General features: G+C 73.2%; 21 protein-coding genes. 15 read left to right on the top strand and 6 right to left on the bottom strand.

Annotated features, from left to right (window positions below; all coding sequences use genetic code 11):
- The 6 genes from ACGFNI_RS04370 (at position 1) to ACGFNI_RS04345 (ending at position 5,707) form a co-directional block, all read left to right on the top strand.
- The gene (locus tag ACGFNI_RS04370) at positions 1 to 609 is read left to right on the top strand and encodes a helix-turn-helix domain-containing protein (RefSeq protein WP_393680477.1); all 609 of its coding nucleotides are present in this window, start codon (positions 1 to 3) and stop codon (positions 607 to 609) included.
- A 103-nt stretch (positions 610 to 712) separates the two neighbouring features.
- Complete coding sequence (locus ACGFNI_RS04365) at positions 713 to 1,909, top strand: NAD(P)/FAD-dependent oxidoreductase (RefSeq protein WP_393680475.1); 1,197 nt, start codon at positions 713 to 715, stop codon at positions 1,907 to 1,909.
- A gap of 9 nt (positions 1,910 to 1,918) precedes the next feature.
- Complete coding sequence (locus ACGFNI_RS04360; RefSeq protein WP_393680473.1) at positions 1,919 to 2,272, top strand: (2Fe-2S)-binding protein; 354 nt, start codon at positions 1,919 to 1,921, stop codon at positions 2,270 to 2,272.
- Positions 2,269 to 3,777 carry an FAD-dependent oxidoreductase gene (locus ACGFNI_RS04355; RefSeq protein WP_393680471.1) on the top strand — a complete coding sequence of 503 codons (1,509 nt, stop codon included), beginning with the start codon at positions 2,269 to 2,271 and terminating at the stop codon, positions 3,775 to 3,777. Before ACGFNI_RS04360 ends, ACGFNI_RS04355 begins: the two co-directional genes overlap by 4 nt.
- Complete coding sequence (locus ACGFNI_RS04350) at positions 3,774 to 4,706, top strand: dihydrodipicolinate synthase family protein (RefSeq protein WP_393680469.1); 933 nt, start codon at positions 3,774 to 3,776, stop codon at positions 4,704 to 4,706. Before ACGFNI_RS04355 ends, ACGFNI_RS04350 begins: the two co-directional genes overlap by 4 nt.
- Positions 4,706 to 5,707, top strand: a complete 1,002-nt coding sequence (locus tag ACGFNI_RS04345; RefSeq protein ID WP_393680468.1) for a proline racemase family protein — start codon at positions 4,706 to 4,708, stop codon at positions 5,705 to 5,707. Before ACGFNI_RS04350 ends, ACGFNI_RS04345 begins: the two co-directional genes overlap by 1 nt.
- On the opposite strand, the gene ACGFNI_RS04340 is transcribed toward ACGFNI_RS04345, so the two are convergent.
- On the bottom strand, positions 5,704 to 6,633 hold the full coding sequence (locus ACGFNI_RS04340; protein WP_393680466.1) for a helix-turn-helix domain-containing protein: 930 nt from the start codon (positions 6,631 to 6,633) through the stop codon (positions 5,704 to 5,706). The two genes, ACGFNI_RS04345 and ACGFNI_RS04340, sit on opposite strands and share 4 nt — an antisense overlap.
- Before the next feature lie 228 nt (positions 6,634 to 6,861).
- Between ACGFNI_RS04340 and ACGFNI_RS04335 the strand changes: the two genes are divergently transcribed.
- Positions 6,862 to 8,352 (top strand): UbiD family decarboxylase, encoded by a 1,491-nt coding sequence (locus tag ACGFNI_RS04335; protein ID WP_393680465.1) that lies wholly within the window; start codon positions 6,862 to 6,864, stop codon positions 8,350 to 8,352.
- 43 nt (positions 8,353 to 8,395) lie between these two features.
- On the opposite strand, the gene ACGFNI_RS04330 is transcribed toward ACGFNI_RS04335, so the two are convergent.
- Complete coding sequence (locus ACGFNI_RS04330; RefSeq protein ID WP_393680463.1) at positions 8,396 to 9,334, bottom strand: ornithine cyclodeaminase family protein; 939 nt, start codon at positions 9,332 to 9,334, stop codon at positions 8,396 to 8,398.
- A 236-nt stretch (positions 9,335 to 9,570) separates the two neighbouring features.
- On the opposite strand from ACGFNI_RS04330, the gene ACGFNI_RS04325 reads away from it, so the two are divergent.
- Positions 9,571 to 10,287, top strand: a complete 717-nt coding sequence (locus ACGFNI_RS04325; protein ID WP_393680462.1) for a GNAT family N-acetyltransferase — start codon at positions 9,571 to 9,573, stop codon at positions 10,285 to 10,287.
- Positions 10,288 to 10,448: 161 nt separating this feature from the next.
- Positions 10,449 to 11,570 carry an NADH:flavin oxidoreductase gene (locus tag ACGFNI_RS04320; protein WP_393680461.1) on the top strand — a complete coding sequence of 374 codons (1,122 nt, stop codon included), beginning with the start codon at positions 10,449 to 10,451 and terminating at the stop codon, positions 11,568 to 11,570.
- Positions 11,571 to 11,582: 12 nt separating this feature from the next.
- Here ACGFNI_RS04320 and ACGFNI_RS04315 read toward each other — a convergent pair whose 3' ends face one another.
- Positions 11,583 to 13,244 (bottom strand): ABC-F family ATP-binding cassette domain-containing protein, encoded by a 1,662-nt coding sequence (locus ACGFNI_RS04315; RefSeq protein WP_393680459.1) that lies wholly within the window; start codon positions 13,242 to 13,244, stop codon positions 11,583 to 11,585.
- 579 nt (positions 13,245 to 13,823) lie between these two features.
- Between ACGFNI_RS04315 and ACGFNI_RS04310 the strand changes: the two genes are divergently transcribed.
- From ACGFNI_RS04310 to ACGFNI_RS04300, 3 genes are all read left to right on the top strand, one after another.
- Entirely contained in the window at positions 13,824 to 15,227 is a 1,404-nt protein-coding gene (locus ACGFNI_RS04310) for a DUF3616 domain-containing protein (protein ID WP_393680458.1), read from the top strand.
- A gap of 138 nt (positions 15,228 to 15,365) precedes the next feature.
- Positions 15,366 to 15,794, top strand: coding sequence for a hypothetical protein (locus tag ACGFNI_RS04305; protein WP_393680457.1), 429 nt, complete (start codon positions 15,366 to 15,368; stop codon positions 15,792 to 15,794).
- Between the two features lie 129 nt (positions 15,795 to 15,923).
- On the top strand, positions 15,924 to 16,973 hold the full coding sequence (locus tag ACGFNI_RS04300; protein ID WP_393680456.1) for a S66 peptidase family protein: 1,050 nt from the start codon (positions 15,924 to 15,926) through the stop codon (positions 16,971 to 16,973).
- On the opposite strand, the gene ACGFNI_RS04295 is transcribed toward ACGFNI_RS04300, so the two are convergent.
- Together ACGFNI_RS04295 and ACGFNI_RS04290 are read right to left on the bottom strand one after the other, a co-directional pair.
- Positions 16,933 to 17,889: an aminoglycoside phosphotransferase family protein gene (locus ACGFNI_RS04295; RefSeq protein ID WP_393681433.1), complete on the bottom strand. Its 957-nt coding sequence runs from the start codon at positions 17,887 to 17,889 to the stop codon at positions 16,933 to 16,935. The genes ACGFNI_RS04300 and ACGFNI_RS04295 overlap by 41 nt on opposite strands.
- A 71-nt stretch (positions 17,890 to 17,960) precedes the next feature.
- Positions 17,961 to 18,728, bottom strand: a complete 768-nt coding sequence (locus ACGFNI_RS04290; protein ID WP_393680454.1) for an SDR family oxidoreductase — start codon at positions 18,726 to 18,728, stop codon at positions 17,961 to 17,963.
- Positions 18,729 to 18,938: 210 nt separating this feature from the next.
- Here ACGFNI_RS04290 and ACGFNI_RS04285 point away from each other — a divergent pair, with 210 nt between their 5' ends.
- The gene (locus ACGFNI_RS04285; protein ID WP_393680453.1) at positions 18,939 to 20,159 is read left to right on the top strand and encodes a cytochrome P450; all 1,221 of its coding nucleotides are present in this window, start codon (positions 18,939 to 18,941) and stop codon (positions 20,157 to 20,159) included.
- A 53-nt stretch (positions 20,160 to 20,212) separates the two neighbouring features.
- Positions 20,213 to 20,833: a TetR/AcrR family transcriptional regulator gene (locus tag ACGFNI_RS04280; protein WP_393680451.1), complete on the top strand. Its 621-nt coding sequence runs from the start codon at positions 20,213 to 20,215 to the stop codon at positions 20,831 to 20,833.
- Positions 20,834 to 20,870: 37 nt separating this feature from the next.
- Here ACGFNI_RS04280 and ACGFNI_RS04275 read toward each other — a convergent pair whose 3' ends face one another.
- Positions 20,871 to 21,617, bottom strand: a complete 747-nt coding sequence (locus ACGFNI_RS04275; protein WP_393680449.1) for an AraC family transcriptional regulator — start codon at positions 21,615 to 21,617, stop codon at positions 20,871 to 20,873.
- A 54-nt stretch (positions 21,618 to 21,671) separates the two neighbouring features.
- On the opposite strand from ACGFNI_RS04275, the gene ACGFNI_RS04270 reads away from it, so the two are divergent.
- The gene (locus tag ACGFNI_RS04270; protein ID WP_393680447.1) at positions 21,672 to 22,889 is read left to right on the top strand and encodes an MFS transporter; all 1,218 of its coding nucleotides are present in this window, start codon (positions 21,672 to 21,674) and stop codon (positions 22,887 to 22,889) included.
- Positions 22,890 to 22,914: the final 25 nt, after the last annotated feature.

Here is a 22,914-nt window from a genome sequence, read left to right as displayed (position 1 = left end):
GTGAGTGTTTCCGAGGGCTCGGTCAGGGACATGGTGGCGGCCAACCTCAAACGGGCCAGAACCCAGCGCGGGCTCTCGATCTCCGAGCTGTCCCGGCGCTCCAAGATCGGCAAGGCGACGCTCTCCCAACTGGAGTCGGGCACCGGGAACCCCACCATCGAGACGGTCTTCAACCTGTCCCGCGCCCTCGAAGTGCCGGTCTCCGACCTCCTGGACACCCGCCCGCCCAAGGGCCTGACCGTGGTGCGCGCGGGCCAGGTCGAGGTGCTCAGCGGCGAGGGCGTCGAACTGCGCCCGCTGCACCGGATCGAGTCGGGCGACGCCATCATCGAGGTCTACGACCAGCAGGTGCAGGACGGCACCCGGCGGGACTCGCTCGGCCACGTCGGCACCGAGCACACCATCGTGCAGGCCGGCAGGCTCGGCGTGACGGTGGACGGGCACGAGGTGGAGCTGGGCCCCGGCGACTACGTCGGCTTCGATGCCGCCCTGCCGCACACCTACGCGGCGCCCGAAGGGGCCGTCCGCTCGGTCCTCCTGCTGGAATACCGGGCGGACCAGCAACTGCATCCGAAGGAGCCGCACGCGGTGCCAGGCACCCCGCAATAGCGCCCCTCCCGGAGCCCCGCGGCATTCCTGTACGGACCATTGACATGCCCCGGACCCCGCCATAGCCTCATCGCGTTCGTTAAAGCGAACGAAAGGGATGGCGATGTACGGAACGCGTGTGACCGTGCTGGGTGCCGGCATCGTCGGCGCCGCCTGCGCCCGTGAGCTGGCGCACGCCGGCTTCGACGTCACCGTCGTCGACCGCGGCGGCCCCGCCGCCGCGACCACCTCCCACGGCGAGGGCAACGTCCTCGTCTCCGACAAGGGCCCTGGCCCCGAACTCCAACTCGCCCAGCTCTCCCGGAAGTTGTGGCCCGAGGTGCTGGCCGCCGTCGCCGAAGGGTCCGCCCGCGGCGCCGAAGCCGCCGCATCGGCCGAGTGGGAACCCAAGGGCGGCATCGTCGTCGCGACCACCGAAGCGGGCGCCCGGGAACTGTCCGCCTTCGCCGCCGCCCAGCGCGAGGCGGGTGTACGGGCCGACGTCCTGGACGCCGCCGCGCTCGCCGACGCCGAGCCCTACGTCACCCGCGACCACACCGCGGCCCTGCACTACCCCGACGACGCCCAGGTACAGCCCGCCGCCGCGGCCACCGCCCTGCTCACCGACGCGCTCGCGGCCGGCGCGGTGCTGCGGACCGGCTGCGACGTGCTCGGGGCGCTCACCCGGGGCGGCCGTCTCACCGGGGTACGCACCTCGACGGGACACCTCGGCACGGACCTGTGCGTCAACGCAGCGGGACCGTGGTCGGGCGAACTGGCCGCCCGCCTCGGCGCACCGGTGGACGTCAGGCCACGGCGCGGCGACGTCCTGGTCACCACCCCGCTGCCCCCGACGGTCTTCCACAAGGTCTACGACGCCGACTACGTGGGCGCCGTCGGCAGCAGCGCCGAAGATCTCCAGACCTCCGCGGTGGTGGAAGCCACCCGGGCGGGCAGTGTCCTGCTGGGCTCCTCACGCCGCCGTGTCGGCTTCGACGACCGGCTGCGGCCCGAAGTGCTGTCGGCCATCGCCGCCAAGGCGCTGCGGCTGTTCCCCCGCCTGGCCGGCGTCCCGGTGATGCGCGCCTACGGCGGCTTCCGCCCCTACGTCCCCGACCACCTGCCCGTCATCGGCGCCGACCCGCGCCTGCCGGGACTCTGGCACGTCAGTGGCCACGAAGGCGCCGGCATCGGCCTCTCGGTGGGCACCGCGCGACTGGTGCGCCACCTGATGCTCGGCCGGCCCACGGAGATCGACCCCGTCCCCTTCCGGGTGGACCGCCCGGCCGTACTGAACGCCACCGCACAGCACGGCAGTTGAGGAGACGGCATGAGCCCCCGACGCGTACCCGCCGGGTCCGACGCCACCGGACGGCGGGACCGGCCGCTCCGGATCACCGTCGACGGTGAACCGGCCGACGGCATCGCAGGCCAGACCATCGCCGGATTGCTGCTCGCCGCCGGCCGCCTGGCCTGGCGCCGCGGCCCGTCCGGCGCCCCCCGCGGGGTGTTCTGCGGCATCGGCGTCTGCTTCGACTGCCTGGTCACCGTCAACGCCGAGCGCGACGTACGCGCCTGCCGCCGCCGCGCCCGGGACGGCGACGAGATCACCACCCAGTCCCGGTCCGCCGAACCCACCCCGCCACCTACGGACTCCCGTACGCCAGGAACGGAGGAGCGATGACCACGCGGACACCCCGCCATGTCGCCGTCGTCGGCGCAGGACCCGCGGGCCTCGCCGCGGCCGAAGCCGCGCTGGGCGCCGGGGCCCGCGTGACGCTGATCGACTCGGCGGAGCAGCCCGGCGGCCAGTACCACCGGATGCTGCCCGACGCCTACGCCGCCGCACACCCCGAGCGCCTCCAGCACGGCTGGCGCGCCTTCGACCGGCGCCGCCGACGGGTGCAGGACCACCCGCGCTGCACCTGGCTGCCGGAGACGACGGTGTGGGCACTGGAGCGCCAGGACCCCGAAGGGACCGGGCCGCCGCGGATCCACCTGCTGCGCGGCCCCGCCGACGGCGCCGGGCGCACCCGCCACACCCTGGATCCCGACGCGCTGCTGCTCGCCGTCGGCGCGCACGACCGCGTACTGCCGTTCCCCGGCTGGGAACTGCCCGGCGTGTTCACCGCGGGCGCGGCCCAGGCACTGGCCAAGGGGGAGCGGGTGGTCGTCGGCGACCACGTCACGGTCGCCGGCACCGGCCCTTTCCTGCTCCCGGTGGCGGCATCCCTGCTGGAGGCCGGCGCCCGGGTCTCCGCGGTCCTGGAGGCCAACCGGCCGTCCACCATGGCGCGCGGCTGGTCCCGGCGCCCGTGGGAACTGGCCGCGCAGGCCGGCAAGACCGGCGAACTCGCCGCCTGTACGGCCGCGTTGCTCCGCCACCGGGTGCCCTACCGCACCGGCCGCACCGTCATCGAGGCGCGCGGCGACGGCCGCGTGGAGGAGGTCGTCAGCGCACGGCTGCGCCCCGACTGGTCGGTGGTCCCGGGCAGCGCCCACACCACCGCGGCGGACGCCCTGTGCGTCACCCACGGCTTCAGCCCGCAGCTCGAACTCCCGCTGGCGGCCGGCTGCACGCTCCGCACCACCGCCGCTGGCACCTTCGTGGACACCGACGACGACCAGCGCACCAGCCGCCCCGATGTGTACGCGGCCGGCGAGATCACCGGCATCGCGGGCGCCCCCGCGGCGCGGGCCGAAGGCGCCGTCGCCGGCTGGATCGCGGGCGGCGGCGACCCCACGGCGCCCGTCGTACGACGGCTGCGCCGCCGCCGGGACCAGGGCCTGGCCTTCGCCGCACGCCTCGCGCTGGCCCACCCCATCGGCGCCGCCTGGCCCGGATGGCTGCGCCAGGAAACCGTCATCTGCCGCTGCGAGGAGACCGATTACGCCGCGCTCCGCCGGGCCGCCGGCGACCCGGCCGGCGGGGCACCCCGCGTCGCCAAGCTGACGACCCGGGCCGGACTCGGCCCCTGCCAGGCCCGGATCTGCGGCCCCACGGTCGCCGAACTCCACACCCGGCTGAGCGGAGATCCGGCCGAGCGGCCGGTCGAAGGACTGCCGGTGGCAGGACCGCACCACCGCCCCGTCGCCCAGCCCGTCCGCCTCGGCGAACTCGCCGCCCCGCCCACACCACTTCCGCACCATGCACCGCCAACTCCCCGGAAAAAGGAGAGCAGTTCATGAGCGCCACCACGCAGCAGACCAGCGGCCTCGGCGGAGTCGTCGTGGCCACCGCGCTGCCCTACTACGAGAAGGCGTCCGCCCCCGCCGGGCTGGCCGTGGACCTCGACCGCTACGCCGAACACTGCCGCTGGCTGATCGACAACGGCTGCCACGGCGTCGGCCCGAACGGCTCGCTTGGCGAGTACTCGTCGCTGACCGACGAGGAGCGCCGCGCCGTGGCCCGTACCGCCATCGCCGCCGTCGAAGGCCGCGGCACCGTCGTCGTCGGCGTACACGGCGTCGGCTCGCACCAGGCCAGACAGTGGGCCGAGGCCGCGGCCGATGACGGCGCCGACGGCGTGCTGTGCCTGCCGCCGACCCTGTACCGGGCCAACCGCGGCGAAATCCTCGCCCACTACGAGACGGTGGCAGCCGTCGGCCTGCCGGTGATGGTCTACAACAACCCCATCGACACCAAGGTCGACCTGACACCCGGCCTGCTCGCCGAGATCGCGCAGATCGACAACGTCGTCGCCGTCAAGGAGTTCTCGGGCGACGTGCGGCGGGTGCTGGAGATCAAGGAAAAGGCACCAGGACTTGACGTCATCGGCGGCGCCGACGACGTCGTCCTGGAAAGCCTGCTGATGGGGGCCACCGGCTGGTTCGCCGGCTTCCCGAACGTCTTCCCCGCCGCGTCGGTCCGCCTCTTCGAACTGGCCGCATCCGGCAAGGCGGCGCAGGCCCGCGCCCTGTACGAACCGCTCGTCGCCGCCTTCCGCTGGGACTCCCGCGTCGAGTTCGTGCAGGCCATCAAGCTCGGCATGGAACAGGTCGGCCGCTTCGGGGGCCCCTGCCGGCCGCCGCGCGGACCGCTGACACCCGACCAGCACGCCCAGGTCACCGACGACATGGCCCGCGCCGTCGCCGCCCTCGACAGCGGGTCCTTCTGATGCGCGCGACCCGGACGGTCAGCGCCGTCGACTCCCACACCGAAGGCATGCCCACCCGCGTGATCACCGGCGGCGTGGGCCCGATCCCCGGCGCCACCATGGCCGAACGCCGCCGGTACGCCGTGGAACACCTCGACCCGCTGCGCCGCTTCCTGGTCGACGAGCCGCGCGGCCACTCCGCCATGAGCGGCGCGATCCTGCAACCCCCCACCCGCACCGACGCCGACTGGGGCGTCCTCTACATCGAGGCCAGCGGCTTCCTGCCGATGTGCGGCCACGGCACCATCGGTGTGGCCACCGTCCTGGTGGAGACCGGCATGGTCACGGTGACGGAACCGGAGACCATCGTGCGCCTCGACACCCCGGCCGGCCTGGTGGAGGCGCGGGTGGCGGTGCGCGACGGCGTCGCCGAGCAGGTCACCCTGCGCAACGTGGACTCCTTCGCCGTCGCCCAGGACGCGACGGTGGACGTCCCGGACCTCGGGACCGTCCGCTACGACATGGCCTACGGCGGCAACTTCTACGCCATCGTCGAACTGGACCGGATCGGGCTGCCCTTCGACCGGACCCGCAAGGACGAGATCCTGGCCGCAGGACTGAAGATCATGCGGGCCGTCAACGCGCAGCACCGCCCGGCCCACCCCGTCGACCCGCTGATCAACGGCTGCAAGCACGTGCAGTTCCTCGCACCGGGCTCCACCGCACGGCACTCGCGCAACGCCATGGCCATCCACCCCGGATGGTTCGACCGCTCACCGTGCGGCACCGGGACCTCCGCCCGCATGGCACAGCTGCACGCCCGCGGCGAACTGCCGCTGCACACCGACTTCGTCAACGAGTCCTTCATCGGCACCCGTTTCACCGGCCGCCTGGTCGCCACCACCCGAGCGGGCGGCCTGCCCGCCGTCGTCCCCGAATTCACCGGACGCGCCTGGATCACCGCCACGGCCACCTACCTGCTCGACCCCGCCGACCCGTTCCCGCACGGATTCGTCCTCTAGGACACGTCGACGGGGGCGGATCCCGCGGGGCCGCCCCCGTGGCCCGCGCCGCGGGTGCGGGCGCGGAAGGCGGCCGGTGTCTCACCCGTCCGCAGGCGGAAGAACCGGGTGAAGACCGCGGCGGAGGGGAAGCCGATGCGCTCCCCGATCGCACCGGCGGTCAGGTCGGTGTGCACCAACTGCCGCTTGGCCTCCAGCAGGACCCGGTCGTCGAGGAAACGTTTGGCGCCGCAGCCGATGGCCGCGTCGGTCGCGCGGGTGAGGGTACGCACGCTGTAGCCCAGCGCGGCGGCGTAGTCATCGACGCGATGGGTGCGGGTGAAGTCGCGTTCCACCGCCCGCTGGAAACGGCGGAACGCCTCGCTGCCGGCGGCCTCGTGCCGCTGCCCGCCCGGCAGGTGGGCCAGCCGCAGGACGAGCACGGCCAGCAGGTGCCGGACGACCTCGACGTGGACCTCCAGGGGCAGGTCGGCGAGCCGCCGGTACTCGTCATCCAGCATGCTCAGAGCGCGCCGCACCGGGCCCCCGGCGGCGCCGTCCGGCGTCAGCGGCAGCCGCCACGCCCGCCGGTCAAGCCGCGCCGCGGCGACCGTGGCCGCCCCGAGGAAGCTCGGCTGGAAGAACACCGCGGTCCCCTCGGCCGCCCCGAGGTCGGAACTGAACCGCAGGACCTGGCCCGGCCGCACCCACAGCCAGCTGTCCTTCCTCACCGCACACGCGACGAGATCCACGGAGCAGAGCACGAAACCGGACCGCACGGTGATCAGCAGATGGAAGGCAGGACGGAACGGCGCGTACGCGTCGGCGCCCTTCCCGCGCGCGAGCGACGAAAGCCCCGCGAGACCGGTGATCTCGACTCCCGGCGGGCCACCCGGAGAGGCGGGGAAGGGAACGTCCGCGATGCCGGCCTGTCTGTTTTTGCACATATCTCGTCCTCGGAGTGCGGCCGGACGGCCCGGATCCGTCCGTAGCGTGGTTCACGAACCAGGCGGCAGCACCGTACGAACCGGACGGGCCCCGGTGCAACTGCCCGCAGGAACCGCCGCCCGGCCGGCCGCCCTCGAACCCTGACCGAAAATGCGCCCGCCAGGCCCGGCATCCCCGACGCACCCGGCCGCCGGGCCCGCGCCGGACACCCGAAAGGAACCCCGCCCGTGACCCAGCACGGCCCCGCACTGAACTTCCGAGACTTCCTCGACGCACTCCTCACCGCAGGCGACGCGGTGGCGATCGACGTACCCGTCGACCCCGAACTGGAGGTGGGCGCCCTCACCCGCCGGGTCTACGAGACCAAGGCACCCGCGCCGCTCTTCACCACCCTCGCCGGCTCCGCACCCGGATTCCGCATCCTGGGCGCGCCCGCCGGACTGAGCACCCCGGACAAGGGGCAGTACGGCAGGCTCGCCGCCCACGTCGGACTGCCACGGCACAGCACCCCGCGCGACATCGTGGAAAAACTGATCGACGCCATGCACGCCGCACCGCTTCCCCCGGTCGTCACCACCCGGGCACCCTGCAAGGAGAACGTCCGCACCGGCGACACTGTCGACCTGGAGTCCCTGCCGGTCCCGCTGCTGCACCAGGAGGACGGCGGTCGCTACCTGGGAACGTACGGATTCCACGTCGTACGCAGCCCCGACGGCACCTGGACGAGCTGGTCGGTCGCCCGCGCCATGCTGCACGGCCGCACCACCCTGGTCGGACCCGCCATGCCCCAGCAGCACATCGGCATGATCCACGAGATGTGGCGGGAGAGGGGCCTGCCGACCCCATGGGCCATGGTCTTCGGCGCCCCGCCCGCCGCGCTCGCCGCCGCCGGCATGCCGCTCCCCGCCCACGTCAGCGAGGACGGCTACGTCGGCGCGCTCACCGGCAGCCCGGTCGAGGTGGTCAGGACGGAAATCCACGACCTGTACGTGCCGGCCAACGCGGAGATCGTCCTGGAGGGCCACATCAGCCCCGACGAAACCGGGTGGGAGGGGCCGATGGGGGAGTACCACGGCTACGCCTTCGCGGAGCGCAAGCGGCAGCCCGTCTTCCACGTCGAGGCACTGACCCACCGCGACGACCCGGTCCTGCCGGTCTGCGCGGCCGGCCTGCCGCCGGAGGAGAACCACACCATCTGGGGGACGATGATCTCCGCGGCGAGCCTGGACCTGCTCCGCTCGTCCGGCCTGCCCGTCGACTTCGCCTGGTGCTCCTACGAGGCGGCCACCTGCTGGATCGTCCTCGCCATCGACATCGAACGACTGGCCCGACTCCACCTCACCGAAAGGGAGTTGGCTGACCGCGTGGCCGACGTGCTGTTCGCCTCGCACCCGGGCTGGCTGGTGCCCAAGGTGATCCTCGTCGCCGACGACATCGACATCACCGACATCGGCCAGGTCGTCTGGGCGATGGCCACCCGCCACCACCCCGGCACGGGCCGGTACGACTTCCCCGACGCCCCCGGCATCCCGATGGTCCCCTACCTCACCCCCGAAGAGGCCGCCGCAGGACGCGGCGGCAAGGCGGTGATCAGCTGCCTGCAACCCGCCCAGTTCCACGGAACCACCCACGGCTCGACCGCCTCGTTCCGCACCTCCTACCCCCGCAGCCTCCAGCAGCACGTCATCGACAACTGGGCCCGCTACGGGTACCGGTGACGGCTGCACGGGCGGACGGGGTGTGTGCCCGCCGCCCGCCCCCTCAGCCCGCCGGCTCCTCGGCCTCGTACGCGGCGCCGGCCACGGCGAGGTCTTCCCAGGCCATGCCGACGCTCTTGAAGAACCGGGGGCGTGCCGGGTCGGCGGACGCGCGTCCGGTGACCAGGTCGGCGAGCGGGACCAGCGCGTCCAGGTCGAGACGGCCGCTCTCCAGGTCCGGGATGAGGTCGCCCGCCTCCCGGGCGGCGGTGGACGGGGACTCGACGACGACGGTGGAGCCGCGGACGGTGGCGTCGTCGACCTCGCGTGCGTCGGGTTCGTGGGAGCCGACCGCCATCACCGTCGCGTGCGGCGCCAGCAGGGTGCCGTCGAACAGGGGCGTGCGGGCGGTGGTGCAGCAGGCGACGAGGTCGGCGGTGGCGACGGCGGACGGGTCACCAGGCTCGACGGTGATGCCGGTGTCACGGCGGGCGGTTTCGGCGAACCTTTCGACCCGCTCGGGGGTGCGCCCCACGACGGTGACATGGGTGAGCGGGCGGACCGCGCGCAGCGCGTCCAGGTGCCCGCGCGCCTGCGGCCCGGTGCCGAAGACCACCAGGCGGGCGGCGTCGGGGGCGGCGAGATGGTCGGCGGCCAGCGCGGAGAGGGCCGAGGTCCGCACGGTGGTCAGCGCGATGCCGTCGAGCAGGGCGAGCGGCGCGAGCGTGGCCGCGTCGAACAGCAGGTACTGGCCCTGGACACGGGCGAGTCCGGCGGCCGGATTGCCCGGTGCGACGGTGGCGACCTTGACCCCCGCGTACCGGCGTTGCTGAGCCGGCATCAGGAGCAGCTGACCGTGCTCGACGGGCACGATGGTGCGGGGCGGATCCGCCGCGGGATCCGTCCCCTCGCGCAGGGCCGTACGCAACGCGTCGATGGCCACGGCCATCGGCAGGGCGCGCAGGACCTCGGTCCCGCTGAGGATCCGGGGAGCTGTCGTCATGCGAAACCTCCTGGTGGGGGAGCGGTCTTGGCCACGATCACCGTATACGCGCGGCATGCGCCGCCACTCTGGGGCGGGCTGGTCCCGGCCCTTCATCCGGCTGGGACCAGCCCGCCCCACCGCTCACTTCCAGCCAGATGGGCGACGTGGTAAGGGAGTTGGCAGGTCCGCCGGGCCCGCGGCGATCGTGCGTTCCGCGCCGCGTGAGCCCGGAGTGATCTTCTAGTCTCGGGAGAATGAACAGGACCGAAAGGGAACTCCTCGCGCTTGAGGTGGACGCGATTCACGGCCTCGAAGAGGGGGCGGCCGGCATACCGGCGACGGTCAAGGACCCGTCCGTCCTGGCCGTGTACGCCTGGTCACCCCACGCCCGGCTGCTCGCCCTGGGCGCGAACACCGAGAACCCGGGGCACGTCGGCGTCGAGGCGCAGCCGTACGTGCCGGGCGAGCCGCCGCGCGTGCTGACCCAACTGGCGGGAAACATCAAGGACTTGGGGCAGCAGACCGTCTCCGTCGAAGGCGGTCCCAGCTACCTCTTCCCCGAGCGGCTCGCGCCACGGGCACCGGCTCCGCTGCCCGTCATCGCCTCCGACAGCGCAGGGCGGCTCGCGGCAGCCGACCTCGTCCGGCCGGACAACTGGCAGCCCGGGGAGTGGGCGGAGCTGATCTCCGGGGCGGTGGGGGAGTGGGCGATGGCCGTACACGACAACACCCCCGTGTCGATCTGCTTCTCGCCGGCCGCGAACACGCTCGCGGCGGAGGCAGGCACCTGGACCCGCGCGGACTTCCGCGGCCGTGGACTCGCCCCCGCGGTCGCCGCCGCCTGGTGGCACCGCGAACGCCGCAACAAGCAGGTCCTCTTCTACAGCACCACGGCCGCCAACCACGCCTCGCAGTCGGTGGCCCGCGCCCTGGGGCTGGCCCCGCTGGGCTGGATCTGGACGGTGCGCTGAACGGCCGCCCCGGGCAGGCGCGCCCCGGACCGTGACTGTGGCGCACGAGACAACGGCAGGTGGATGACGGCGCCGCCCCTCCGTGTTGCGCACAGTGACACGCCGGACGCCCATGTGCGGGCGGCGTTCCGTGCCCACGTTCCAGCCGAGGAGATCCACACGTGAACACCAGCGACCCCGCCGCGCGGGCGGCCCGGGTACTTTCCCGTCCCTTCAGCCTGGGCGGGCTCACCGTGCCCAACCGGATCGCCATGGCGCCGATGACCCGTGAGTTCTCGCCGGGCGGCGTCCCGGGCGCCGATGTCGCGGACTACTACGCGCGCCGTGCCGCCGGCGGCGTCGGCCTGATCATCACCGAGGGCACCTACGTCGACCACCCGGCGGCCGGAACCAGCGGCGCCGTCCCGCGCTTCCACGGCGACGACGCACTCGCCGGCTGGGCAGGCGTGGTGACGGACGTGCACGCGGCAGGCGGGACGATCATGCCGCAGCTGTGGCACGTCGGCATGGCCCGCACGGCAGGCGCGCCGCCGTTCCCTGACGCCCCGCCCTCCGGCCCGTCCGGGCTCACCATCGACGGCACCCCCTCCGGGCACGCCATGACGCGCAGCGACCTCGACGCCGTCATAGCGGCGTTCGCCGGCGCGGCGGCCGACGCCGAACGCCTCGGCTTCGACGGAATCGAGCTGCACGGAGCGCACGGCTACCTCATCGACCAGTTCCTCTGGTCGGGCACCAACCGGCGCACCGACGCCTACGGCGGCAGCCTCACCGCCCGTACCCGCTTCGCCGCCGAGATCGTGGCGGCCTGCCGGGAAGCGGTCGCGGCGGACTTCCCGATCCTGCTCCGGATGTCCCAGTGGAAGATGAACCACTACGAGGCCCGCATCGCCGACACACCGGAAGAGCTGGACGCTCTCCTGGCACCGCTGACCGAAGCGGGTGTCGACGCCTTCCACTGCTCCACCCGCCGCTACTGGCTGCCGGAGTACGAGGGCGCTGACCTCAACCTCGCAGGCTGGGTCAAGAAGCTGTCCGGCAGGCCGACGGTCACCGTCGGATCGGTCGGCCTCGACAAGGAGTTCTCCGGCGGACGCCGCATGGAGCGGGGCGGCGTCGCGGACATCGACGGTCTGCTGGACCGGCTGGAGCGCGACGAGTTCGACCTCGTGGCCGTCGGACGGGCCCTGCTCGGTGACCCGCAGTGGGCCGCCAAGATCCTCGAAGGCCGCACCGGCGAACTCCTGCCGTTCGACCCCGCCATGCTGGGCACGCTGAACTGACCAGGACGCGGGTCAGCCCGCTTCCGGCGCCGCCGACAGGTCACGGACCTCATCCTCCGTCGTCTCCCGCAGATCCTCGCCCAGCAGCAGCCAGCGGGTGATGCCGATGGACGCGAGGAACGGCAGGTCGTGACCGGCGACCAGCAGGGCGCCCTCGTAAGCGTCGAGGGCGCCCGCCAACTGCCGCACGCCGGCGGTGTCGAGGCTGTTGGTCGGCTCGTCCAGGATCAGCAGCTGCGGGGCGGGCGCGGCCAGCATCACGGCCGCGAGCGTGGCGCGGAGGCGTTCGCCGCCCGACAGGGTGCCCACCGGCTGCTCCGCCCGCGCTCCCTTGAACAGGAACCGCGCGAGCTGGGACCTGATGTGGTTGTCGGTGACGCCGGGGGCAAGCCGCGCCGCGTTCGCCGCGACGCTCAACTCCTCGTCCAGGACGTCGAGTCGCTGCGGCAGGAACCGCAGCGGTACGAACGTCTCGGCGCGGCCCGAACGCGGCGCCAGCTCCCCGGTGAGGGTGCGCAGCAGGGTGGTCTTGCCCGCGCCGTTGCGGCCGACGAGTGCGATCCGCTCGGGCCCGTGCACGTGCAGGTCGCCCTGGACCAGCGAGCCGAACGCGGGGCGCAGCGCCTCCAGACGCAGCACGGTGCGGCCCGCGGGCACGGCGGTGTGCGGCAGGCTCACCCGGATCTCGGCGTCCTGCCGGATCGCGTCGGCGGCCTCCTCGCGCCGCTCGCGCGCCTCGCTGAGCCGGTCCTGCTGGAGGCCGCGGAGCTTGTCGGCGGACTCCTGCGCGGAGCGCTTCTTCTCGCCGGCGACGATCCGCGGGGCCCGCCGCTGGGCGTCCATCTTCTTGCTGTGCCGCTGGCGGCGGGCCAGCTTCACCTGGGTCTCCGCCAGCTCGCGCTGCTGCCTGCGCACGTCCGCGTCGGCCGCCCGCAGGGTCCGCCCGGCCGCCTCCTGCTCGGTGGCCAGGGCCTCTTCGTAGGCCGACCAGCCGCCTCCGTACCACCGCACGGACCCGGCACGCAGGTCGGCGATCCGGTCCACCCGTTCCAGGAGTTCCCGGTCGTGGCTGACCACGACCAGGACGCCGGAGCGCCAGGAGTCGACGGCTTCGTAGAGACGGCGGCGCGCGAACAGGTCGAGGTTGTTGGTCGGTTCGTCCAGGAGGAGGATGTCGGGACGCGTGAGGAGCAGCGCGGCCAGCCGCAGCAGCACGGTCTCCCCGCCCGACAACTGGCCGACGGTACGGTCCAGTTCGATGCCGCCGAGGCCGAGGGAGCCCAGTGTCGCCAGGGCGCGTTCCTCCACGTCCCAGTCGTCGCCGATCGTCTCGAAGTGCCGCTCGTGCACGTCTCCGGCTTCGATGGCACGCAGCGCGGCGCGCCGCTCGGCGATGCCCAGGGCCGCCTCGACGCGGAGCGCCGTGTCGAGGGTGAGGTCCTGCGGCAGGTAGGCGAGGCTGCCGCTGACGGTCACCGACCCCTGGGTGGGGCGCAGGCGGCCGGCCAGCAGCCGCAGCAGGGTGGACTTTCCGGTGCCGTTGGTGCCGATGAGCCCGGTGCGGCCCCGGCCGATGCCGAGGGAAAGACCGTCGAAGACGGTGGTGCCGTCCGGCCACCGGAACGTCAGGGCGGAGCAGGTGAGGGAAGTGCTGGGAGTGACGGGTGTCGCCATGGAAATTCTCGCAGTCGTGAGCGCGGTGGACGGGGGCTTCGCAGGCGAACACCACGCGGCGACCAGGCCAGGAGAAAGGGGGCACCAAGGTCCGGAAGGAAGAGGGACGGCTCGGGCACCGAGGTCGCATCCACGCAGGTCACGGGCGGCATGAAGAGCCGCAGCAAGCGTGACGGGCGTACGGCGAAGGCCGTACGGCGCGGTGATCGCGAACCTCAGATGCGCAACGTTCACCTCAATCGGAGACAACAGGACCGCGCACCACGCTAACGCCCCGGACGGCGGAGGGCAAAGGAATTAGCGGGCGGCCCGTCGGCACCGGAGACCGTCCGGCACCGGAGACCGTCCAAGACCGGCGGCGTACTTTTTCGGACACCGCCACGTGGCGCCGCCCCTCGGCCTCTTCCATGGGGCGGAAAATCCACGCCGCCCGCCCGTGGCGGTACCGGGTCGCCGCTCCGTATGGTGTGCCGGGGCGTCCACCGCTGTTCACCCGCCGTACGCCCGGGTGTGCAGGCGCCGTTGGTGGCGGCCTTGGAAGTTGTTGCGCGACACCGGAGCCGTCGAAGGGCACACCTCGTGCGCAAGCGTCTTTCCCCGTCCACCCGCCGGATACCGCTCGCCGCAGGCGCGGCCCTCGCCATCGGCGCTCTCGGCGTCGGCGGCACCGCGCTCGCCGCCACCGCCGACCCGCCGGACATCTCGCTGTCGGCCGGCTACCTCACCGGCGCCGTGGGCGCCACGGGCGACCCCTCCATCACCGTCACGGTGTCCCAGAGCGGCGGTGACGCGTCGGATCTCACCGTCGCGGCGGCCTCCAGCTCCAAGCCTTCGGTCGCCGGTACCGGTGACGTCACCGTCAGCGGGAGCGGCGCCAAGCGCACCCTGAAGGTCGCCGCGCAGGGCGTCGGCTACACCGACATCAAGCTCAAGGTCACCGGACGCGACGGCGCGTCCGCCACCAAGACGCTGCACTACGCCGCGTCCGCCGACGTCCAACACGCCGCGGACACCCGCTACTTCACGGGGTCGAGCGACGCGTCGGCCGCCGTCGACGCCGGAGACGGCTACGTCATCATCGCCGACGACGAGTCCAACGTGCTGCGCCTCTACGACCGCCGCACCTCGGGCGGCCCGGTCAAGACCTGGGACTTCAGCTCGAAACTCGGCGTCTCCAAAGAGATCGACATCGAGGCCGCGGCCAGGGTCGGCGACACCATCTACTGGACCGGCTCGATGGGCAACAACAAGAAGGGCAGCTACCAGCCCGACCGCGGCACGCTCTTCACCACCAAGGTCAGCGGATCCGGCGCCGGCACCGGCCTCTCGCTCGGCGGCTCCTACCAGAAGCTGCGCGACGACCTCGTCGCCTGGGACCAGGACCACGACGACAAGTACGGCTTCGCGGACGGCACGGCCGACGGCCAGGTGCCCAAGCAGATCGACGGGTTCAACGTGGAGGGGCTGGAGTTCGCGCCCGGCTCCACCACCACCGCCTACGTCGGCTTCCGCGCCCCGCTGGTACCGCCGAAGAAGGGCGGCAAGGCGCTGCTGGTGCCCGTCACCAACATCGACAAGGTCATCGGCGGCGCGCACGCCACCTTCGGCAAGGCCATCGAGCTGGACCTCGGCGGCCTCAGCATCCGCGACATCCGCAAGAACGCCGCCGACCAGTATCTGATCGTGGCCGGCTCCTGGGCCGCCGACGACAACAGCGACCCCTACACCCTGTACTCGTGGGACGGCGTCGCCGGGCACGCCCCCGCCAAGGTGCAGTCCCTGCCGACGGACGACGCGGGCGGCTGGGAGGCGGTGGTGGACGTGCCCGACCTCACCGCACCCGGAGCCCGCGCCCAGCTCATCACCGACGACGGCTCCGCCGACCTCTACGACGACGGGACCGAGGCCAAGGACCTCCCGCACGACGAGTGGAAGAAGTCCCGCGCCACCTGGTTCACCGTCAGCCCCAAGGCCCGGCGCTGACCCTCGGCGCGGAAGCACGGGGCGGGCCGCGGACCGTAGCGCCAACTGCATCAAACGATCCCGCGTGCCCGCCCCGGTCCGGTGAAGCCGGCTTCGTCCGCCGCCGTACCGGCCGCCGCTCGCGGAAGAATCCGCGCCATGACCACACCAGCCAAAGCGCAGGACCCCCTCACCGCCGGTGTCGCCGCCCGCAGCGGTACGCCGCTCACCTACGAGCAGGCAGCGGCACGCCTCCGCAAAGGCGGCGACCCCTACTGGAGGATGCTCGACCGCGGCCACCGGGCCGTAATCGAAGCGCTCGACGCGCTGCGCAGGCGGGCCGCCCGGCCGGGCGAGCAGGCACGCTTCCACGGGGCCCTGCGCGACGTCCGGCGGCACGACGTCCCCGAGTGGGTCATCCGGCCGGTCAACGCCTACTGGGCCGAGCGCTACGAGGCGGAGTGCGCAGCGGCAGCGGACACCCTGGACGGCCGCGCCCAGCGCCTCGGCGCCTACGACGCCGTCTCGTCCCTCCACGAATACCTCTGGCCCGGCTGCCAGGACGACTACCTGACCTGCATGCGCTGACTTCCCGCGCGGCGGCCGGTGGCGCCGGACCCGGCCGCCGGCTGTCGGCGACGGCCCGCGCCTGCGCACTCCGCCCGTACGGGCACAACTCGATACCGCGTCACCGCTGCGCGTGCCAGAATCCCGCGCATGACAGTCCGCTTCCCGCGCCCCCTGCGCCCCGGTGACCGCATCGGCGTCACCTCCCCCTCCAGCGGAGTCCCGAAGGAGCTGGGCGCACGCCTCGACGCGGCGATCCGCGCCGTGGAGGCGCGGGGGTACGAGGTGGTCGTCGGCCGCTGCATGGACGGCGCCGGACACATCAGCGCCCCGGCGCCCGACCGGGCGGCCGAGCTGATGGCGATGCTGACGGACCCTCATATCAGGGCCGTGGTGCCGCCGTGGGGCGGGGAGACCGCGATCGACCTGCTGTCACTGCTGGACTGGGAGCGGCTGCGGGCGGCGGAGCCGACCTGGCTCGTCGGCTTCTCCGACATGTCGACCGTCCTCACACCGCTGACCCTCCTCACCGGCATGGCGACCGTGCACGGAAACAACCTCATGGACACCCCGTACCAGGTGCCCGAAGGGCTGGTGTCCTGGCTCGACATCGCCGCAGCGCCCCAGGGACACCGCTTCACGCAGACATCACCGGGCCGCCACCGGTCATCGGGCTGGGACGACTACCGCGCCCACCCCGAGGTGTCCACCTGCACCCTCGACACCGCCGGCAGCTGGACCAGGCTGGACGCCGACGCCGACGTGGAGGCCGAAGGACGCCTGATCGGCGGCTGCATCGAGACGCTCTGCAACATCGCGGGCACGCCGTACCTCGACGTCTCGTCCTTCGCGCGGAACGAGTCGGCGGACGGACTGCTGGTGTACGTCGAAGCGGCGGACGACGACGCCTTCACCATCTGCCGGAACCTGCACGGGATGCGGCTGGCCGGCTTCTTCGACCGGGCCAACGCGGTACTCTTCGGCCGCACTTGGGCCCCCGACGCGGACTCGCTCACCCAGCATCAGGCCGTCCTCGACGCGCTCGGCCCGTTGAACCTGCCCGTCATCGCCGACGTCGAGTGCGGTCACGTCCCGCCGTACCTGCCCCTCGTCAACGGGGCGCGCGCCCGGCTCGTGCACACAGCGAGCCGCAGCGAACTCACCCAGACCCTGCGCTGCCCCCCCGGCCGCGCTCCGTGAGCAACTGTGCCAGGCCGTCCACGAATACGGTGAGCCGGTCGAGCCGCGCACCGCCGCGGGCGATACGGAATCCGTGGCGGCGGCCCCAGAACGCGGCCTGGACGGCGTGGAACTGGGCCCAGCGCCGGACGCGTTCGCGGTCCAGTTCCGCGGCTTCGGCGAAGACGTCCAGGGTGCGGTGGACGGCCCGGCGCAGGTCGTCCGCTTCAATGAGGGCCAGGGCGCGTGACTTGAGCAGCGTGCCGCCGTCGTAAGCGGGGTCTCCCGCGTATCCCTTGGGGTCGACGGCCAGCCACGGCTCACGGTCGGCGGGCAGGATGTTCCTGGGGTGCAGGTCGCCGTGGATGAGGGTGTCAGGGCGGTCGGGGGCCAGCTCGCGGGCGGTCGCCACGGCGGCGTCCACCACGTGAGGCGACAGCGCGTGCGCCAACTCGTCGGCGTCCTTGCGCAGTTGTTCCTCCCAGGCAGCCGCCCGCTCCCGCAGCCGGGGCAGGCCGGGCGGCGCGGGGACGGCCAGCCGGCGATTGAGCCGCCCCGCGACCGTCACCACCTCGTCGCCGTCCTCGACCTCGGCCAGGGTCGACGTCCCGACCCGCTCCAGCAGCATCGCGAACCGCGCGTCGTCCCGTTCGCGCAGCAGCACGGCACCGCGCCCGCCCCACACCGCGAACGCGTCCGGCTCGTGGACGTTGCCAGGATGCGGAAAGGACACCTTCAGCACCGCGGCCCCCTCGGCCCGCCGCACCACCGGCACGATGACACCGACCCCGCCGTGCAGGACCCCGCCGTCCGGCACGCACCCCCAGCGCTCCAGCAACGCGTCCACGATTGCGGGCAGTTCGGCGAGCCACGCCGCTCCGGGTCGCCCCTCGCGCTCGACGGTGCTCCGCGAGAAAGCCTCCGGGATACCGATCATCCAGGCCATCCGGGCACCCTACGCGCGCGCCCGGCGCCCTTGCCATCCGATGCGGGGGTCGACGCAGGCGCTCAGTGCAGCGTGTAGCCGCCGTCCGGGTACAGGGTGGCGCCGGTGGTGAACCCGTTGGTGAAGAGGAACAGCACGGTCTGGGCGACCTCGTCCTCCGTGCCGAGGCGGCCGAGTACGGTGTCCCTGCGGTACTGCGCGAACGCCGCCTCCCGGTCCTGCTCCGGCCGGTGCGCCCACAGGTTTCCGTCGATGGTGCCGGGCGAGACGACGTTGACCCGGACCGGCGCCAGTTCCACCGCCAGGCCCCGGCCGAGCCCTTCGACCGCGGCGTTGCAGGCCGCGTAGGCGGGCGCGGCGGCCGGCGGGCGTGCCCCCGCGGCGCCGGACATCAGGACGACGGATCCGTCCTGTGCCAGCTTGGGCGCGGCGTACCTGACCGCGTGGTATTGGCCCCAGAACTTGGAGACGAACGGGCTCTCGGCGTCCTCGTCGCTCAACTCCCGCATCGGGCCGACGCGGTAGGAGGCCGCGGAGGTGAACAGGTGGTCGACGCGGTCGAGTTCCGCGAAGAACGCGGCGAGCGAGGAGCGGTCCGTGGTGTCCACGGTCCGCCAGGTGGCGCGGTCGCCCAACTCCTGTGCCGCCGCGGCGAGACGCTCGGGGGTACGGCCGCCGATGACGACGCGGGCACCGGCCGCGACCGCCTGGTGGGCGACGCGCAGGCCGATGCCCGAGCCACCGCCGATCAGGACCACGGTGCGTCCGTCGAGCGCCCCAGGACCGGGGAGGCCGGCGGGATGGCGGACGGCGGAAGGCGGCTCGTTCATGGCGGATGACTCCGTGAGATGTGCGGGGTGCGTGGGCAGTTGATCACCCGTCCCAGCGCACCGGCCGAGCACGGTATTCCCGCCTCCGTACGCGGCCGGGCCGCACCGGTCACCCCCGGGACGCCCGCCCAACTCCCCTCTAAGTCGGTTGACTTAATCGTGGGCCGGGTTTTTACTGCTGGCACGAACCCCTGAGCCGGGAGGCCGCTGGTGACCGATGTCCAGGACGCGGAGTCCTTGAACTACCCGATCTCCGCACCGGCCGTGCTGGAGCCACCGCAGCAGTGGGCGGACCTGCGGCGCACCTGCCCGGTCGCGCCGGTGACGCTGCCGAGCGGCGACCGTGCCGTGCTGCTCACCCGCTACGAGGACGTGAAGACGGCGCTCTCCGACCCGCGTCTGAGCCGTGAGGGGCTGGCCCTGCCCGACGCCGCCCGGGTGGCGGCAGGCGAATCGGACGGCATCTTCAGCAGCCCGATGGCGAAGGCGCTCAACGCCGAGGGGCACGGGCGCTGGCGGCGCATGGTCGGCAAGTGGTTCACGGCGAAGCGGATGTCGGCGCTGCGGCCCGGCATGGAAACCATGGCCGATCAGCTCGTCGACGCGATGCTGGAGCACGGGCAGCCGGCGGATCTGGTGACGCATCTGGCGTTCCCGCTCCCGGTGTTCGTGATCTGCCGGATGCTCGGCGTGCCCGAGAGTGACCGGGACAGGTTCAAGAGCTGGTCGGACACCTTCTTGAACACCACCCGGTACACGCGGGACGAGACGGCGGCGGCGCACCAGGAGTTCGCGGACTACATGTCCGGCCTGATCGCGGGCAAGCGCGCACGGCCCGGAGACGACCTCCTCAGCCTCCTCCTGGCCGGCACGGACGCCGACGGCGAGCCGATGTCCGAAGCCGGGCTGGTGGCCACCGGGCAGGCGCTGCTGCTCGCCGGACACGAGACCACCGCCGGATTCCTCGCCATGATGGTGGCCCACCTGCTGTCCGACCGCCGACGCTGGGAACGGCTGCTTGCCGATCCGTCGCTGATCCGCCCGGCCGTCGAAGAGACGCTCCGGTTCGACCCGAACGGCAGCGGATTCGGCATGCTCCGCTACGTGCACGAGGACACGGAGCTCTCCGGCGGCACGCTCGCCCGCGGCACCACCGTGGTGTGCAGCATGGCCGCGGCCAACCGTGACGAGCGCGCCTGGGACGCCGCGGACGACATGGACGTGAGCCGCAGCCCCAATCCGCACCTCGCCTTCGGCGTGGGCCCGCACTCCTGCCTGGGACAGCTGCTGGCCCGCACGGAGTTGCAGGCGGCCCTCACCGTGCTGCTGCGCAGGCTGCCCACCCTCGATCTCGGCGTCGCCGTCCAGGACCTGCGACGCCACGAGGGGCTGCTGACCACTCCGCTGCGCGCACTGCCGGTGACGTGGTGAGCGGCGGCGGGGCCGTGCGCGCCGGCCGTGCCGCCGGAACCCGTGAGGTGATCATGGCATCCGCGGAACGGCTCTTCGCCGAGCACGGCCTGTCGGCGGTGTCGAACCGGCAGATCGGCGAGGCGGCGGGCCAGGGCAACGTCACGGCCGTCAGCTACCACTTCGGCGACCGGACCGGCCTGGTACGCGCCCTCATGACCAGGCACGGCGAGGCGATCGAACAGATCAGGGGACAGCGCCTGGCGGACGTCGGCGACAGCCACGACATCCGGGACTGGGTCGGCTGCCTGGTACGCCCCGTGCCCCAGCATCTGGGCGCGCTCGGCAGCCCCTCCTGGCACGCCCGCTTCGCCGCCCAGGTCATGACCGACCCCGTGATGCGCGCCCTCATCACGGACGAGGCCCTGACCAGGAAGTATCTGCGGCAGACCCTCGACGGTCTCGGCCGCTGCCTCGCCGCACTGCCCGACCGGGTACGGGCCGAACGCGGCGACATGGCACGCCACTTGATCACCCACACCTGCGCGGAGCGGGAACGCGCCCTGGCGGACGGCACCGCCCCGCTGCACTCCTCCTGGGAGCACACCGCCGACACCCTGACCGACGCGATCGTCGGCCTGCTCACCGCACCCGTCACCGTCACCGACCGTGCCCCGGAGCCGGACGGCTCCTGAGGAGCGCGGCGGTCCGTATGCCGCCCGAACCGGCCGTTCAGGTGCGGTGGTTGTGCGTGCCGGGCGTGTAGCCGAACGCGCGGTGGAAGACGTCGATGAAGGCGCTGGCGGACGACCAGCCGCAGCGGTGGGCGACGCCGGTCACCGGCACACCGTCGGCCAGCATGCGCAGCGCGTGGTAAAGACGCAGCTGGGTGCGCCACTGCGGGAAGCTCATGCCCAACTCCCGCCGGAAGAGGCGGCTGAGGGTCCGTTCCCCCGCTCCGGTGGCGGCGCCGAGCGAGGCCAGCGTCCGCGGGTCGGCGGGGTCGCGGCGCAGGAGATCACAGACCGCCGCCAGACGGGGATCGGCAGGGGCGGGCAGCCGGAAGGGCTGCTGCGGCGAGGCACGCAGCTGGTCGAGGAGTACGGCACGCAGCCGCCGCCGCTCGGGAGTGTCGCCGAGCGGTCCGCGGGTGTAGCCGATGATGAGTTCGCGCAGCAGGGGGCTGACGGCCAGGACGGTGGGGACGTGCAGCCCCAGCGGGTTGGTGCGGGCGGGCAGCCCCAGCAGATGCAGGTCGAGGTGGCCGTAGGCGCGGTGGGCGTGGACGCAGCCGGCCGGTACCCAGATGGCGCGGGTACCGGGGGCGAACCAGGTGCCGGCGTCGGTGGTGACGGCCAGGACACCGGAGCCCGCGTAGACGATCTGGTGCTCGTCGTGGCGGTGCGCGTCGATGCTCTCGCCCGGAGCGAGCGCCTGGGCACGGGTGGGCGCCGCACGCATATGGCGGATGTCCGGCATACTTTGGCACTTTATCGGAAGCGCGCCACACCGTCCCGCGGTGACGATGGCCAGGTGCCCACCCACCAGACCTCCCGCACCGGCCGCCCGATCACGCTGCTGTCCCTGGGACACTCCTGCGTGGACGTCTACCAGGGCGCGGTGGCCGCGCTGGTGCCGTTCTTCGTCTCCGAACGGGCCTACACCTACGCCGCCGCATCCGGCATCGTCCTGGCCGCGTCCCTGCTGTCCTCCGTGGTGCAGCCCCTGTTCGGGGCGCTCACCGACAAGTGGGCCATGCCCTGGCTGCTGCCCGCCGCCACCCTGGTGTCAGGAACCGGCGTCGCACTCGCCGGCGTCAGCGGCTCCTACGCCCTGACCCTGGCGGTCGTCGCGATATCCGGGATCGGCGTCGCCGCCTACCACCCGGAAGCCGCCCGCGTGGCACGGGGCGCCAGCCGCGGCAGCCACACCGCGATGGGCTGGTTCTCCCTCGGCGGCAACCTCGGCTTCGCCGCCGCCCCGTTGCTGGTCTCCGCCGTCATCGCCACCGGTGGCCTGCGCGCCTCCCCGCTGCTGATCGTCCCCGCCCTCGCCGGCACGGCACTGTGCCTGGCCGCGCTGCCCGGCCGAACGGCACGCCCGGCCGCGGCGGCGGCCACCGGCCCGGACCGCCGCACCGCCAGGGACGACTGGACCTCCTTCGCGAAACTCTCCGGCGCCATCATGTGCCGCTCGGTCGTCTTCGTCGGCCTGAGCGCGTTCATCTCCCTCTACGTACGCCAGCGCACCGGGGGAGGGGACGCCGCGGGCGCCGTCGCGCTGTTCGTCCTCTACCTCGGCGGCGCGGTCGGCACCGTGGCCGGCGGCCGGCTCGCCACCCGCTTCGGCCGTCTCCCCGTCGTCCGGTGGTCCTACGCGCTGACCGTCCCCGCCGTGGCCGGCCTCGTCCTCGTCCCCGGCCCGCTGCTCTACCCCCTCGTCGCCCTCACCTCGGCCGGGCTGTACGTCCCCTTCTCGCTGCACGTCACTCTCGGCCAGGACTACCTGCCCCGCCGTATGGGCACCGCCAGCGGCGTCACCCTCGGCCTGACCGTCAGCGTCGGCGGCCTCGCCAGCCCCCTCATCGGCGCCCTCGCCGACGCCACCTCCCTGCACACCGCCCTCACCCCGCTGATCGTCATGCCCGCCGTCGGCTGGCTCCTCCTGCGCCGTCTGCACGAACCAGAGCACCCCGAAACCGCCGCCGCACAGCCCGAGTTGCCCGCCGACGACACCGCGTCCCGGCCGTGAACCGCCCCCGCGCCCGCCGGTCTGC

Origin of the sequence: Streptomyces sp. NPDC048644 (assembly GCF_043199105.1) — a bacterium.
Classification (GTDB): Bacteria; Actinomycetota; Actinomycetes; order Streptomycetales; family Streptomycetaceae; genus Streptomyces.
Note: the sequence above shows the minus strand (reverse complement) of the source record. Positions and strands in the feature narration are given on the sequence as shown.

Bases quoted from the DNA above. Each gene is read 5' to 3' on its own strand.
- ACGFNI_RS04365 (WP_393680475.1), top strand. From the start codon at position 713: ATGTACGGAACGCGTGTGACCGTGCTGGGTGCCGGCATCGTCGGCGCC.
- ACGFNI_RS04360 (WP_393680473.1), top strand. From the start codon at position 1,919: ATGAGCCCCCGACGCGTACCCGCCGGGTCCGACGCCACCGGACGGCGG.
- ACGFNI_RS04355 (WP_393680471.1), top strand. From the start codon at position 2,269: ATGACCACGCGGACACCCCGCCATGTCGCCGTCGTCGGCGCAGGACCC.
- ACGFNI_RS04350 (WP_393680469.1), top strand. From the start codon at position 3,774: ATGAGCGCCACCACGCAGCAGACCAGCGGCCTCGGCGGAGTCGTCGTG.
- ACGFNI_RS04345 (WP_393680468.1), top strand. From the start codon at position 4,706: ATGCGCGCGACCCGGACGGTCAGCGCCGTCGACTCCCACACCGAAGGC.
- ACGFNI_RS04340 (WP_393680466.1), bottom strand. From the start codon at position 6,633: ATGTGCAAAAACAGACAGGCCGGCATCGCGGACGTTCCCTTCCCCGCC.
- ACGFNI_RS04330 (WP_393680463.1), bottom strand. From the start codon at position 9,334: ATGACGACAGCTCCCCGGATCCTCAGCGGGACCGAGGTCCTGCGCGCC.
- ACGFNI_RS04325 (WP_393680462.1), top strand. From the start codon at position 9,571: ATGAACAGGACCGAAAGGGAACTCCTCGCGCTTGAGGTGGACGCGATT.
- ACGFNI_RS04315 (WP_393680459.1), bottom strand. From the start codon at position 13,244: ATGGCGACACCCGTCACTCCCAGCACTTCCCTCACCTGCTCCGCCCTG.
- ACGFNI_RS04305 (WP_393680457.1), top strand. From the start codon at position 15,366: ATGACCACACCAGCCAAAGCGCAGGACCCCCTCACCGCCGGTGTCGCC.
- ACGFNI_RS04300 (WP_393680456.1), top strand. From the start codon at position 15,924: ATGACAGTCCGCTTCCCGCGCCCCCTGCGCCCCGGTGACCGCATCGGC.
- ACGFNI_RS04295 (WP_393681433.1), bottom strand. From the start codon at position 17,889: ATGATCGGTATCCCGGAGGCTTTCTCGCGGAGCACCGTCGAGCGCGAG.
- ACGFNI_RS04290 (WP_393680454.1), bottom strand. From the start codon at position 18,728: ATGAACGAGCCGCCTTCCGCCGTCCGCCATCCCGCCGGCCTCCCCGGT.
- ACGFNI_RS04280 (WP_393680451.1), top strand. From the start codon at position 20,213: ATGGCATCCGCGGAACGGCTCTTCGCCGAGCACGGCCTGTCGGCGGTG.
- ACGFNI_RS04275 (WP_393680449.1), bottom strand. From the start codon at position 21,617: ATGCCGGACATCCGCCATATGCGTGCGGCGCCCACCCGTGCCCAGGCG.